General features: G+C 42.2%; 12 protein-coding genes. 8 read left to right on the top strand and 4 right to left on the bottom strand.

Annotated elements, in window-relative coordinates:
• Positions 1-19: 19 nt before the first annotated feature.
• The 3 genes from cysI to NSQ17_RS09410 form a co-directional block, all read right to left on the bottom strand.
• The gene (gene cysI / locus NSQ17_RS09420) at positions 20-1,738 is read right to left on the bottom strand and encodes an assimilatory sulfite reductase (NADPH) hemoprotein subunit (protein WP_039167852.1); all 1,719 of its coding nucleotides are present in this window, start codon (positions 1,736-1,738) and stop codon (positions 20-22) included.
• A 33-nt stretch (positions 1,739-1,771) separates the two neighbouring features.
• Positions 1,772-3,583 carry an assimilatory sulfite reductase (NADPH) flavoprotein subunit gene (locus NSQ17_RS09415; protein ID WP_342468063.1) on the bottom strand — a complete coding sequence of 604 codons (1,812 nt, stop codon included), beginning with the start codon at positions 3,581-3,583 and terminating at the stop codon, positions 1,772-1,774.
• Between the two features lie 213 nt (positions 3,584-3,796).
• A complete protein-coding gene (locus NSQ17_RS09410) occupies positions 3,797-5,224 on the bottom strand; it encodes an aldehyde dehydrogenase family protein (RefSeq protein ID WP_135008810.1) in 1,428 nt (475 codons plus the stop codon).
• A 212-nt stretch (positions 5,225-5,436) separates the two neighbouring features.
• Here NSQ17_RS09410 and NSQ17_RS09405 point away from each other — a divergent pair, with 212 nt between their 5' ends.
• The 3 genes from NSQ17_RS09405 to NSQ17_RS09395 are packed head-to-tail and all read left to right on the top strand — an operon-like array spanning position 5,437 to position 7,069.
• On the top strand, positions 5,437-5,862 hold the full coding sequence (locus NSQ17_RS09405; RefSeq protein WP_342468062.1) for a DMT family transporter: 426 nt from the start codon (positions 5,437-5,439) through the stop codon (positions 5,860-5,862).
• A gap of 13 nt (positions 5,863-5,875) precedes the next feature.
• A complete protein-coding gene (locus tag NSQ17_RS09400) occupies positions 5,876-6,562 on the top strand; it encodes a Crp/Fnr family transcriptional regulator (protein WP_041092782.1) in 687 nt (228 codons plus the stop codon).
• Between the two features lie 21 nt (positions 6,563-6,583).
• Complete coding sequence (locus NSQ17_RS09395) at positions 6,584-7,069, top strand: DMT family transporter (protein WP_039167841.1); 486 nt, start codon at positions 6,584-6,586, stop codon at positions 7,067-7,069.
• 12 nt (positions 7,070-7,081) lie between these two features.
• Here NSQ17_RS09395 and NSQ17_RS09390 read toward each other — a convergent pair whose 3' ends face one another.
• Entirely contained in the window at positions 7,082-8,488 is a 1,407-nt protein-coding gene (locus NSQ17_RS09390) for a phospholipase D family protein (RefSeq protein ID WP_024718279.1), read from the bottom strand.
• 160 nt (positions 8,489-8,648) lie between these two features.
• Between NSQ17_RS09390 and NSQ17_RS09385 the strand changes: the two genes are divergently transcribed.
• The 5 genes from NSQ17_RS09385 to NSQ17_RS09365 all read left to right on the top strand — a co-directional run bounded on the left by NSQ17_RS09385 (position 8,649) and on the right by NSQ17_RS09365 (position 13,244).
• The gene (locus tag NSQ17_RS09385; protein ID WP_342468061.1) at positions 8,649-9,425 is read left to right on the top strand and encodes a MurR/RpiR family transcriptional regulator; all 777 of its coding nucleotides are present in this window, start codon (positions 8,649-8,651) and stop codon (positions 9,423-9,425) included.
• Positions 9,426-9,555: 130 nt separating this feature from the next.
• A complete protein-coding gene (gene pfkB, locus NSQ17_RS09380) occupies positions 9,556-10,470 on the top strand; it encodes a 1-phosphofructokinase (RefSeq protein WP_039167835.1) in 915 nt (304 codons plus the stop codon).
• Positions 10,471-10,482: 12 nt separating this feature from the next.
• Entirely contained in the window at positions 10,483-11,898 is a 1,416-nt protein-coding gene (locus NSQ17_RS09375) for a PTS fructose transporter subunit IIBC (protein ID WP_039167833.1), read from the top strand.
• 15 nt (positions 11,899-11,913) lie between these two features.
• A complete protein-coding gene (locus tag NSQ17_RS09370) occupies positions 11,914-12,372 on the top strand; it encodes a fructose PTS transporter subunit IIA (protein ID WP_039167830.1) in 459 nt (152 codons plus the stop codon).
• A gap of 2 nt (positions 12,373-12,374) precedes the next feature.
• On the top strand, positions 12,375-13,244 hold the full coding sequence (locus tag NSQ17_RS09365; RefSeq protein WP_024718283.1) for a class II fructose-bisphosphate aldolase: 870 nt from the start codon (positions 12,375-12,377) through the stop codon (positions 13,242-13,244).
• Positions 13,245-13,246 lie beyond the last annotated feature (2 nt).

Raw genomic sequence — 13,246 nt, 5'->3', positions numbered from 1 at the left:
GGATGGTTCCTGTCTTTTTTTATTGCACATGAAAATTCGTTCCATCTGTTGTCTCTTTCACAATCCCTGCCCGAATGACAAAATCGCCGAAATGTTCATTTTCTTCTCGTTCTTTTGCGTAGCGGGGGAGAATAGAGCCAAGTTCTTTTAGAATGTCTTCCTCACCCACATTTTCACGGTATAATTTACTTAATCTGCTGCCATCAAATGCGGCACCAAGATACATATTATACTTACCAGGTGATTTTCCGATAAATCCAATCTCTCCAAGCGCATGACGAGCACAGCCATTTGGACAACCAGTCATTCGAATGGTGATTTCTTTATCACTTAATCCGTTTTCTTCAACGATGTCTTCGATTTTATCAATCAATCGAGGAAGGTAGCGCTCTGCTTCAGCCATCGCTAAGCCGCAAGTTGGCAAAGATACACAAGCCATTGAGCTGCGGCGCAGGGCAGAGTGCTGCTGGCCGTCTGATAAACCAAACTTCTGAATGAGCTGTTCGATTTGTTTCTTTTTATGAGTTGTCACATTCCCAATGATTAAATTCTGATTGGCGGTTAAACGGAAGTCACCTGTATGAACTTTGGCGATTTCGCGGATGCCTGTCATCAGCGGATAATCATCATAATCTGTGATGCGTCCGCCTTCCACAAACATCGTATAATGCCATCTGCCATTGATGCCTTTTACCCAGCCATAACGGTCACCGTTATGATCAAAGTGATAATCCTTTGCCTCTAAAAGAGTAAACCCAAGACGGCGCTCAAGCTCTTCTTTTACATTCTCAAGACCAAGGCGGTCCACCGTATATTTAAAGCGGGCATTTTTTCGCACGGAACGGTTTCCGTAGTCACGCTGAATGGTGATGACTTGTTTGGCAATTTCTACGACCTGTTCAGGTGTACAAAAGCCGATGACCTTTGCAAGCTGCGGATAAGTCGCTGTATCACCATGCGTCATACCCATTCCGCCGCCAATTGCGACATTAAAACCGACCAGTTGATCGTTTTCGATAATGGCAATGAAGCCTAGATCCTGCGAAAAAACATCAATGTCATTAGCAGGAGGGACCGCCACACCAATTTTGAATTTCCTTGGCAAATAAAGCGGACCATACATCGGTTCAACTTCCGTATCTGGCGTTGCCGCAACCTTTTCCTCATCAAGCCAAATCTCATGATAGGCTCTTGTTTGTGGGAGCAGGTCATCACTTAATTTTTTCGCCAGCTCGTATACATCATGGTGCACTTCTGATTGATATGGGTTTGATGTACACATGACATTCCGGTTCACGTCGCCGCAAGCAGCAATTGTATCAAGCATAGTAGAATGAATGTCTTGAATGGTTTTTTTCATATTCCATTTTAAAATACCGTGAAGCTGAAAGGTTTCACGAGTAGTCAGCTTTAACGTACCGTTTCCGTATTTGTGAGCAAGCTCATCCATCACAAGCCACTGCTTAGATGTGGCGATTCCGCCAGGCAGACGGACACGCAGCATAAATTGATAGGCAGGCTCAAGCTTTTGTTTTTGTCGTTCATTTCTCAGATCACGATCGTCTTGTAAGTAGCTGCCGTGATGCTTCATCAGACGGTTGTCATCATCCGGAATTCCCGCTGAAATCGGATCAAGCATCACTTCTTTTAACGTACCCCGTAAATAATCACTTTTTTCTTTGATTTCCTCTACGTCGCTCGGAGGTCCATCCGGCGCTGTTAATGCTGTCTTCACCATGTAAGTAAAAGCTCCTTTCTTTCAAGCATCAAATCAATAAACGTCACGCTGATAGCGTTTTTGCTGCTGTAAGTTGGCAAGATAGCTTTCTGCTTTTTCTTTGCTCATCGCACCTTCTTCTTGAATGATGGATAGAAGGGTATTGTGAACATCATGCGCCATATGCTTTTCATCTCCGCAAATATACACGTAAGCACCTTGCTCAAGCCATTCAAATAATTCTTTGCTTTGTTTCTTCATTTGGTGCTGGACATATACTTTTTCCTCAGTATCTCTTGAAAAAGCCACGTCCATTTTCGTTAAGACGCCATCCTTTAACCACTTTTGCCATTCTGTTTGGTATAAGAAATCCGTCACAAAATGCTGATCACCGAAGAATAACCATGACTTTCCGTTTGCACCCAGTTCCTCACGTTCCTGCATAAATGAACGGAAAGGGGCGATGCCTGTGCCTGGTCCTACCATAATGATCGGTGCATCTGGATCTTGAGGAAGCTTAAAGTTTTGGTTGTGCTGAATATAAACAGGTAACGTATCACCTGGCTGCAGGCGCTCTGCACATAGAATCGAACAGACACCTTGGCGTTCTCTGCCGTGCGCATCATATCTGACAGCCCCTATCGTCAAATGAACCTCTTCGTCATTTGCTTTGAGACTGCTTGCAATGGAATAAAGGCGTGCAGGGATTTTTCTTAAAATGGACGTGAAATCTGCGGCGGTTCCTTCAAAAGGACCGAAATCACGAGCCGCATCTACTAGGTCCCGACCTGCGATATATTCTTTCAGTTTTTCTTCGTTTCCTTCTTCTAAAAGGGTATGCAAGGATTCGCTTTTTGTCAGTTCAGCGATCTTTTGAAGAAGTGGTTTTGTTAAAACCGTGATCTCAAAATGCGAGGTGAGTGCTTCTTTTAAAGGAAGAGTGTCTCCATTTTTATGAACGGTGACGGATTCTTCTGCATTCCACCCGCATGTTTGAATCAGTTCGTCGACAAGCGCAGGATCATTTGTCGGATAAATGCCAAGGCTGTCACCTGGCTCATACACGAGACCTGAACCTTCAAGCGAAAGCTCTAAGTGACGTGTTTCTTTATTAGATCCACGCCCATTTAAGTTGATATTTTCAAGAACTTCAGCATAAAAAGGATTCGTTCTTGAATATTCAGAAACGGCCGTACTGTTGGCTCCCGCTGATTCTTGCGGCAGTGATACAGCTTCACCTTCACTCAAAGAAGAGGCAACACCTTGAAGCCATTCTGAAAACGGCTCATCATAATCAAGGTCACAATCCACTCGGTCAAACAGGCGAGTACCGCCAAGTTCTTCGAAGCGTTCATCAAATTCTTTTCCTGTCTGACAGAAGAATTCGTATGAGCTGTCACCTAATGAAAGGACAGAAAAGCTTAAATGATCGAGCTTCGGCGCACGTCTGCCGTGAACATATTCATGGAACGAAAGGGCATTATCCGGCGGATCTCCTTCGCCATGTGTGCTGACAATGACCAGTAAATTGTTTATTTTTTTCAGATTATTCGGTTTAAAATCGGACATAGAAGAGAGCGTCACTTGAAAGCCTTTCTCTTCAAGATGCTGGGCTGTCTTTTTTGCTAACCCTTCGGAATTGCCTGTTTGCGACCCATAAAGCACGGTCACATCTTTGCTCACAGGCTGGGCAGATGCTGCGGCAGAAGGCGCCGGAGTGACAGCTTCTGAGCCGGCAAGCGTTGCCTGCGCTGATAAATAACCAGTAAGCCAAATTTTTTGCTGATCTGTTAAAGTCGGAAGCAGCTGATTGAGTAACTCTGCCTGCTCCTGGCTAAACGGACTGTTCAATACATGAAGTTGCAACAATATCCACCTCACAAGGAATATAAACATAGATTAATTCGATAGGAATTATATATATAGGTTCAATTTGAACTTTACCGAAAGTTTGCCATTAAGTAAAATATATAATATTGATTGTCATGATTAAGATTTCTAATGACAAAACACGGATGAATAGGGGAGAGGGCACAAAAAAAGGAAAACGGATCACCGTTTTCCTCTTTTTCGCCTGACTTACGCCGTTGGAAGCCCCATCACAGCTTTCACTTCTAAATATTCCTCGATACCGAAGTCTCCCCATTCTCTTCCGATACCTGATTGCTTAAAGCCTCCAAATGGGGCAAAGTAATCTGTTTCTGCATTGTTAATGGTGATTTGACCGGCACGAATATGTTCAGCGACATATTTTAATGTTTTTTCATCTTGACCAACAACATACCCAGCAAGACCATACACTGTATCGTTGGCGATCTCAAGGGCATGATCGAGGTCTTGATACGTGATCACACTCATGACTGGCCCAAAGATTTCTTCTTGTGCAATGGTCATATCATTTTTCACATTGGTGAAAATGGTATGCTTGGCGAAATATCCTTTATCGATTCCGTCTGGCTTTCCAGTTCCCCCAGCAAGAAGGGTAGCACCTTCTTCGATTCCTTTTTCAATATAAGATTGCACCGTATCCCACTGCTTTTTAGAAACAAGCGGGCCAGTAGCGTGATCTTCTCTCGGATCACCAACTGTAAACTTCGGCAGGGCGTTCAGCAGCGCTTTTTCAAACTTGTCTTTCATTGATTCTGGAATCAGCACACGTGTAGCTGCAGAGCATACTTGACCTGTGTTCATTGCAATATGATGAATAGCTGTTTCTGCTGCTTCGTCCACATCTGCATCGTCTAAGACGATAAGAGGGGATTTTCCGCCAAGCTCAAGTGCTACTTTCTTCACATTGTCCGCTGCGTTTTCCATAATTTTAGAGCCGACGGCACCTGATCCTGTAAATGAAACGAAGTCAATATCAGGATGTGAGCTAATGCCGTCACCAATCACGTCACCCGTTCCGTTTACTAAGTTGAAGACTCCTTTCGGTACACCTGCTTCATCAATAATGTCTGCAAGAATCATCGCAGCAAAAGGGGTAATTTCCGCTGGTTTTAAGACAACTGTTGAGCCTGCCGCAATGGCACCCGCAATTTTAAGAGATGTCTGATTCGTCGGGAAGTTCCACGGTGTAATCAATCCACTGACACCAATCGCCTCTTTTATAATCGTATGTCCACCGCGGTCTTCGGTAAATGTATAAGATTTCAGTGCTTCCGCTGCTTTAGAAAAATGTTCATAACCCATTTTGTAATGAACTTCTTCGGACACTTTCAGCGGTGCACCAAGCTCTTTTGTCATCACTTCTACAAGTTCATCCTTGCGTTTTTCGTACCCGCGCACAATGTTTTCCAGCATTTCTACTCGTTCATTTCGAGATGTTTTTGAGAAAGAAGGGAAGGCGGCTCGAGCTGCTTTGACAGCTTGATCTAAATCTTCTTTCGTTCCTAAACTAATGGTGCCAATGACTTCCTCTGTCGCAGGGTTAATGACCTCCGTCGTTTCGTTTCCTGTTGATGCGACCCATTCTCCATTAATAAAGTGTTTCTCTTGATTTCTCATTCTGACATGTCTCCTTTTTATATGTGATTCAATCCAATATTCTGTTTTCAGCTCATATAAAACTGTACCCACTGTGAAAAATCTAAAACGGAGAAACTGCATGAGAAAAAGTTTCTGATATAATACGCAAAGTGGGACATATGTCCTTTTCAACATGAGGGCATCTATCATTTAATGAAACTAGACTGAAAAAAGAAGGAGCTTTTGAACGAATGAAAGGTGTTATTTTTGCATTATTAGGAGGCGCTTGTATTACACTGCAAGGCGTAGCCAACGCCAGAATTAGTCAAGATATCGGGACGTGGCAGGCGGCAACGATCACGCAGCTGACAGGGTTTATCATCTCTCTCACCATTTTACTCATCGTACGGGATGGCCACTTTAAGGAATACAAAAAAGTGCAGCCTCTTTATTTAATTGGAGGTGCATTTGCAGCCATTATTATCTTTAATGAGGTCACTGCCATTCAAATCATTGGTGTGACACTCACCATCGCTGCTTTACTTATCGCACAGCTTGCGTTTACCTTTGCCATCGATGCAAAAGGATGGTTTGGTGTTCAGAAGAAAAAAATGAAATGGCCCCATTATGCAGGCATCTTTTTAATGATTGCAGGCGTCATCATCTTAAAACTATAAAGGAGGGCATCAGATGGAGGAGCTGCATGATGAATCTCTTTTTTCCTCTTATATGAAGACGCATCAGTTACAGAATGTCTTTCATCAAAAACTCATCTCACATGTGAGCTTGTGGCGCTATCAGCAAGGTGAGCTGATTTGTTCAAAAGGGGATAAAAGGGAGTATATGTACTTGCTGGTGAAAGGAAAATTAAAGATTTTCACCACCACAAAGGAAGGAAAAACATTTATTCTTTGCTTTAAAAACCCTCTTGAAGCGATTGGAGATATTGAATACGTTCAGCAGACAGATATGGTCAATACAGTTGAAGCCGTTACAGAAGTACATATGCTCAGGATTTCTCATCAAGCCCTCATGCGGCATGCAAAGGACGATCCTCGAGTTTTAACCTTTTTGCTCAAGGGCATCACAAACAAATTTTATACAAAATCAAATGATTTAAGCTTTCACCTTTTATACCCTGTAGAGGTCAGGCTTGCAAGCTATTTATTGTCTGTTTTAACAGGTGATGATGACGCGCACGCACGCACGCTTCGCCTCACGGATGCAGCGAGCTTAATTGGAACAAGCTACCGCCATATTAATCGGGTCATTCAGCAGTTCCAAGAAAAAGGGCTGATTGAAAGGCGAAGAGGAAAGATTACGATTTGTGATCAAAAAGGGCTTTTAGAAATAGCAGAACACAACATTTATGAATAGAAGAAACGAAGGGACTTATATATGATCATAGGAATAATATTAGCTGTCACTGCTGGGGCACTTGTCAGCTTACAAACCATTTTTAATAGTAAAGTCAATGAGCATACAGGCTCTTGGTCAACAACGACGCTAGTTCTAGGAATGGGCTTTATCGCTTCACTTCTGATGGGTCTTTTGTTAGAAGGAACCGGCATGTTTCAATTAAGGCATATGGAAGCCTGGTACTGGATAAGCGGAGCCATCGGGGTAGGCGTTGTCATCTGTCTTGTTCAGAGCATCAAACGTCTCGGTCCCACTTATGGAATCTCGATTGTTCTCACCTCCCAGCTAGGTTGTGCGCTTCTATTTGATTCGCTTGGCTGGCTTGGGTTAGAAAAAGTAACATTTTCTTTTACAAAATTATTAGGTGTACTTGTCATTGTGGCAGGAATCCTCGTATTTAAGTTAACCAAGCTTGAACCAATAGAAGAGGAGCAGTCCAGAGAAAAAGGGCTGCCACAAAAGTAGCTGCCCTTTTATTTAAATCAACCGCCGCCATAAAACCGTTATGGTAGATAAACCAGTTAAAAGGAGCCTTTTCATGAAAGGCTTTTTTTTCTGTCCATAGTCGCTTGCTTTATATTCTGTCCGATCTTTCGCTACGAGAACACTATAAGCGATTTTTCGTTCGATTGCTTCCGTCAGAGATAACGCAAATGGTGCACTATCAATCACCAAAATCGATTCAGTATTTAAAAAGCTGGATCTTGCATCTAGATTATATGTTCCAATAATACTTAAGTTATCATCAATGACCATTGATTTGGCGTGAATTGAATACGGACCTTGATATTCATACAAATGAACACCCGTTTTCATGAGTTCCTTTTTCGTGCTTAAATATCCTGCAAATGCTAAAGGGTTTGGTGTCGCTGTAAGAGAATTCGTCACGATCGTCGTTTGAATATCACTTGGTAATGGCGTGAGTCCGTCTTTCATTGGCCGTGTCGGTATGACATAAGGCGTCTGGATAAGAACCGAACGCTTTGACCGCTGTGCGAGATCGTTTAACTTTTTCAAGACGAGCGGACGTTTATTTAAGCGTTCCACTGGATTTGTGAAAAATGCAATCTGTTTTGCACGAATGGCGTCTTTTGCCCAATCATATGTGGACGTGACAAAAGGTTCTTTTGTACGAATGGCTTCCTGATAAGATCGAAGCAGCTGTTTTCTTAGCTTTTTTCCTTTTTTCGCTTTTGCCTTGGAAAATACATCTTTCGTTCTTTTCGTAAAATCATGATTCCACAAATAAACGAAATACTGTTCCATTTCATCTAATACTTTCCCCTTTTTGGCGTTGTAAAGCAGCACATCTCGGTCATATGCAAAGTCTTTCGGCGGCTGATCTGCAAAGTATTTATCACCAATATTTCTGCCGCCCATGACAGCGACCCTGCCATCTGCCAAAAGAAGCTTATCGTGAAGGCGGTTATGCCACGTCCATGGCTTGAACAAACGAAAAGGCTCATAAAAACGAATGGCCATATTCGGATGATTCGCCACAGCATAACGCAAATGCTTCAGCGGTCCACGCAGGCTATGGCAAATGCCATCTAACAACAGCTGAACTTTTACTCCTCGATCAGCCGCTTCAATTAAAGCACCAAGCACCCATTCGGCGGTTTTTCCTTTTTGAATGGAATAATAACTCAAACGAATGTTCTTTTTAGCCTCTCGAATCATTTGAACTCTCACTTGACCTGATTCAAACCCGTCATCAAGCAGCATGACTTGATTTATGCCTTGGTCGTCTCCTGAGATAGAAGAGGCTTTATAGATGCAATGTTCTTTACATGTTTTTTGAAACGGTAAATAAAACAAGACAAATGCGGTCAAAAATACATACACCACATATAAAAGGATCAGAAAAAACAAGAATTGAAGCACAGTGATCAACTCCTTTCACACAAACCGTTCTTTTTCTTAGTTTATGTTAAAAACAAAATTTCACTCATCCAGCTTTTCAATGAAAAATACAGGATAAAAGAATCACCTTGTTTTCATAGGGCATTTAATTATAGTATGAAATGAGTAAGGGGGAATCGCATTGAATGAACCATTATTTAATATACCAAGTGATGTGTATCAAATGTTAAGTGAAACAGAACGTTATTTACTGCATTATATTCACCAGCATTTAGAGGATATCTCCACCTTATCCATCGTCACATTAAGTGAAAGAGCCAACGTGTCGACAGCGACCATTGTCAGACTGATGAAGAAAATCGGATACAATGGCTATACATCCTTTAAATATCGATTGAAGCAAGAAAAGAAAATGACAGATGATAGTGATCAACTAAAAAATATTGACGAAGACATCAAACTAGCCATTCGAAAAAATGAAGAAGAGGTCTTAAAGACGATTCAACTGCAAAGTATTGGGCAAATTGAAGATGCGGTTCAAAAGATCCATGATGCGGACAAAATTTATATTTTTGGCAGAGGCTTTTCAGAGATGATCGCTAAAGAGATGACCATCAAATTGCAGCTCATCGGAAAAACATGCGAGGTACATGACGACCCGAATATCATTCGGCTCAAATCGCGTGACATTGATAAAAACGAACTTGCCATCTTTGTTTCATTAAATGGAGAAACGTCAGAACTAGTGGAAGCCTGCCAAAACCTCAGTATGAAGCAGGTCACGACCATTACAGTCACAACTAGAATTGATTCTACATTAAGTAAAATATCAGATATGACACTCGTCGGATATAAAGGGGAACAATCATTCTTCCCAGATTATGAAGTCAGGTCCCGCCTGTCGCTTCATGTCATTGCCCGCATTTTACTAGACGCCTATGTGATTCGGATGAAATAAACACTCAAAAAGCCTTCCACACTTTATGATGGGAGGCTTTTTACCGTGAAAACCTTTACACAATCTGAAAACATTTTCACTGAATCGTATGAGATACTTTCTTTAGAGAAAAGAAAGAAGGTGAAACCAATTGATTTATACCTGCACCTTAAATCCTGCTATTGACCTATATATTGCATTAAAAGAAATGCGGGCAGATACAGTCAACCGCACTGAAGATGAGGATTATCAGCCGAATGGAAAAGGTGTTAATGTGTCCATTATGCTAAAGAAATATGGCTTCACCAGCACTGCATTAGGATTTATTGCTGGGTTTTCAGGTTCATATATTGAACAATCGTTAAAAGATCTCTCCATTCAAACTGATTTTATCCCAGTGGATGGGATTACACGCATTAATGTATTTATTAACACAACGGAAGAATACAAGCTTGTGAATCAAGGACCTGCTATTGAGGCAAAAGCGCTTGATGCGTTTCGCGAAAAAATCTCGACCATTCCAAAAGGCAGCATCTTCATTATGTCAGGCAGTCTGCCTAAAGGCGTTCCTGCTAGCATTTTCTCAGAGATAGCCGCTATTTGTCATCAAAACAACGTGAAATTTATTTTAGACACAAGCTCTAAAGCGGTTTTAGAAACACTTCAATACAAACCATATTTACTAAAACCAAATGAAGAAGAGATTGCCGCATTTTTTGGGAAAACCCACCGTTTATCAGAAACAGAACTCGTTGAATCAGGACGAAAGCTGATCGAGATGGGTGCAGAGCAAGTACTCATTTCCCGAGGAGGGGAAGGTGCACTATTCCTTACAAACGAAGCCGTATTAAAAGGAAATGCACCAATAGGAACGGTCATAAACACGGCTTGTTCTGGTGATGCCATGCTCGCTGCATTCCTAAGTAAACAGCTGGAAGGACAACCTCATGAAGAATGCTTACGATACGGCATTGCAACAGGGGCATCTACCGCCTTTTCAAAAGGGTTAAGTGATTTACATGACATTGATTCATTAATTGAACAAATACACATTCAGAACATATAAGGGGGAGTTCACATGAGCCGCAAGAAAATTGTCGCTGCCACTGGCTGTCCAACAGGCATTGCGCACACATTTATGGCAGCTGAGGCATTAAAAATCGCAGCTGAGCAATTAGGGGTCGACATCAAAGTTGAAACGCATGGTCAAGTAGGAATTGAAAACGCTTTAACGGATCAAGACATTTTGGAGGCCGATGGGGTCATTGTCGCTGCTGACAAAGATGTGAATACAGATCGTTTTCACGGCAAACCACTCATTGAAGTGCCTGTAGCAAAGGGAATTCGCACACCAAATGAACTGATTCAAGGCATTATCAATGGAGAAGCCCCCGTTCATCAAGTGAAAGGAAGAGCTTCTGGAACAGAAAAAACATCTGCGCCTTCATCAGCTCAACAAAAGTCAGCGAATAAGTGGATACACACCATCTACAAACATTTAATGAACGGTGTATCACACATGCTTCCATTTGTTGTTGGGGGCGGTGTCTTAATTGCTTTATCTTTTCTATTCGGTATTTACTCAGCTGATCCTCAGCATGAAACGTATCATCCGTTTGCTGCCTACTTGAAAAACATTGGCGGACTCGGCTTTAGCTTAATGGTGCCTATTTTAGCAGCATTTATCGCTGATTCAATCGCGAAACGCCCAGGGATGGTTGTCGGATTTATCGGTGGCTTGCTTGCAAACGATGGAGGCGCTGGATTCTTAGGTGGTATTATCGCAGGTTTTGCAGCAGGGTATATCATCGTACTTCTTCAATTCCTGCTTCAAAAATTACCAGCATCACTTGACGGATTAAAATCAATTTTCATCTATCCTGTCATTGGTATTTTCTTAATTGGGGCTGTCATGACCCCGCTATTAGTTCCAATTACAGGGCTAAATAATTCATTAATGGATTTTCTCTCATCAGTTCAATCCACAAATCCATTGCTTTTAGGTTTAATTGTTGGAGCCATGTGTGGATTTGATATGGGAGGACCTTTTAACAAAGCAGCCTATGTCACAGGAACGGCTTTACTCGCAGAAGGTAACCTTTACTTCATGGCAGGGGTGTCAGCAGCATGTATCACACCGCCGCTTATCATTGCGATTGCCACAACGATTTTCCGAAAACATTTTACACCACAAGAACGAAATGCTGGGATGATCAACTATATTCTCGGAGCGACTCATATTACCGAAGGAGCCATTCCATTTGCAGCAAAAAACCCAGTCGTTGTCCTGCCAATTATCATGTTTGGTTCCGCCATCTCTGCTATATTGACGTATCTCTTTGGCGTACAGGTTCCAGCTCCACACGGTGGATTCCTTGTCCTTCCAGTCGTCACAGGCGCATTTCAGTGGGTGCTTTCCATACTCATCGGTTCACTTGTAGGTGCGATTTTATACGGGCTTTACCGCAAGAAAATAGACAAACCCGCAGTTTAATAGGGAGGAAGAGAAATGATGGAACATATTTATATGAATCTACATGAAACCGCTTCTTCACAGGCTGGCGTTTTCGCAGCCATAGCTGACATTGCCTCTAAAGCAGGGATTTGTACATCTCCTGAGGCTGTCAAAAAAGGACTAGCTGAAAGAGAAGCTCTTAGTACAACCGGCTTTCAAGATGGATTTGCCATTCCGCATACACAGTCAGACACCATCACAAAACCGGCACTCGTCATCGTCCGCACAGAAACCGGAATCGAATGGGACGCTTTTGATGGAAAGCCTTGCTTTTTCTTCTTATCCTTACTCATTCCAAAAAGTGAAGCAGGAACCACTCACTTACAAGCACTTTCTGCTCTTTCACGCGGATTAATGGATGAAACGAAACGGCAAAAACTGCTCGAAACAAGAACAAATGAAGAAATGCTCGCTGTATTAAAAACAGATATTTTGACGAGAGAGGATGTTTGACCATGCCTTTACTTTCCACAACACCTATGCTTGAAGCAGCAAAAAAAGAAAAATACGGAATTGTCGCATTCAATGTACATTCCTTTGATAGTATTTACTGGGTACTCGAAACGGCAGCTGAATTAAAATCACCTGTCATTTTGCAAACAACGGTTGGCACGGTCCAATCGCTTGGCGCAAAAGCCATTGCAGATACAGTAAAGGCGGCAGCTGATCAATACCAAATACCAATCGGCCTTCATCTCGATCATTGCACTGATTTTGATGTGATTCTTACTTGTATACGAGCGGGATATACATCCGTGATGATCGATGCTTCCATGCATTCATATGAAGAAAATGTACGCCGCACAAAAGAAGTGGTGGACCTTGCCTTAAAAGTAGGTGTGAATGTAGAAGCCGAGTTAGGCAAGGTAGGCGGGGTAGAAGATGATATTGTCGTGGATGAAAAAGATGCTCAAAAAGCCATTCCATCAGAATGCCGTCAATTTGTAGAAGATACTAGTGTACCTACTTTAGCACCTGCGATCGGCACGGCCCACGGCATTTATAAAGGGGTGCCGGATATCGACTTTGACCGCATTGAACAAATTGCAGCGCTTGTCGATGTGCCGCTTGTCCTTCATGGTGGTTCAGCTGTACCAGATGAGGATGTCAAAAGATGTGTCGCACTCGGTATGGCAAAGGTCAATGTGTCCACTGAACTGAAAAATGCATACTCTGAAGCGATTCGTGATCATTTCTCAAACGAACCTGAAAGCTTAGATCCGCGTATGTATTTACAAAAAGCAAAACAAGCAGCCAAAGACATGGTCACATCTAAAATAAAGATCGTTGGCAGCGAAGGAAAAGCCCAACTTTTATATCAATAAGA

This window comes from Bacillus sp. FSL W8-0629, from assembly GCF_038593225.1.
Classification (GTDB): domain Bacteria; phylum Bacillota; class Bacilli; order Bacillales; family Bacillaceae; genus Bacillus; species Bacillus altitudinis.
Note: the sequence above shows the minus strand (reverse complement) of the source record. Positions and strands in the feature narration are given on the sequence as shown.

What these genes read in the sequence shown, in the direction of transcription:
- cysI (WP_039167852.1), bottom strand. Translation starts at nt 1,738, where the DNA reads ATGGTGAAGACAGCATTAACAGCGCCGGATGGACCTCCGAGCGACGTA.
- NSQ17_RS09395 (WP_039167841.1), top strand. Translation starts at nt 6,584, where the DNA reads ATGATCATAGGAATAATATTAGCTGTCACTGCTGGGGCACTTGTCAGC.
- NSQ17_RS09400 (WP_041092782.1), top strand. Translation starts at nt 5,876, where the DNA reads ATGGAGGAGCTGCATGATGAATCTCTTTTTTCCTCTTATATGAAGACG.
- NSQ17_RS09365 (WP_024718283.1), top strand. Translation starts at nt 12,375, where the DNA reads ATGCCTTTACTTTCCACAACACCTATGCTTGAAGCAGCAAAAAAAGAA.
- NSQ17_RS09410 (WP_135008810.1), bottom strand. Translation starts at nt 5,224, where the DNA reads ATGAGAAATCAAGAGAAACACTTTATTAATGGAGAATGGGTCGCATCA.
- NSQ17_RS09405 (WP_342468062.1), top strand. Translation starts at nt 5,437, where the DNA reads ATGAAAGGTGTTATTTTTGCATTATTAGGAGGCGCTTGTATTACACTG.
- NSQ17_RS09370 (WP_039167830.1), top strand. Translation starts at nt 11,914, where the DNA reads ATGATGGAACATATTTATATGAATCTACATGAAACCGCTTCTTCACAG.
- NSQ17_RS09375 (WP_039167833.1), top strand. Translation starts at nt 10,483, where the DNA reads ATGAGCCGCAAGAAAATTGTCGCTGCCACTGGCTGTCCAACAGGCATT.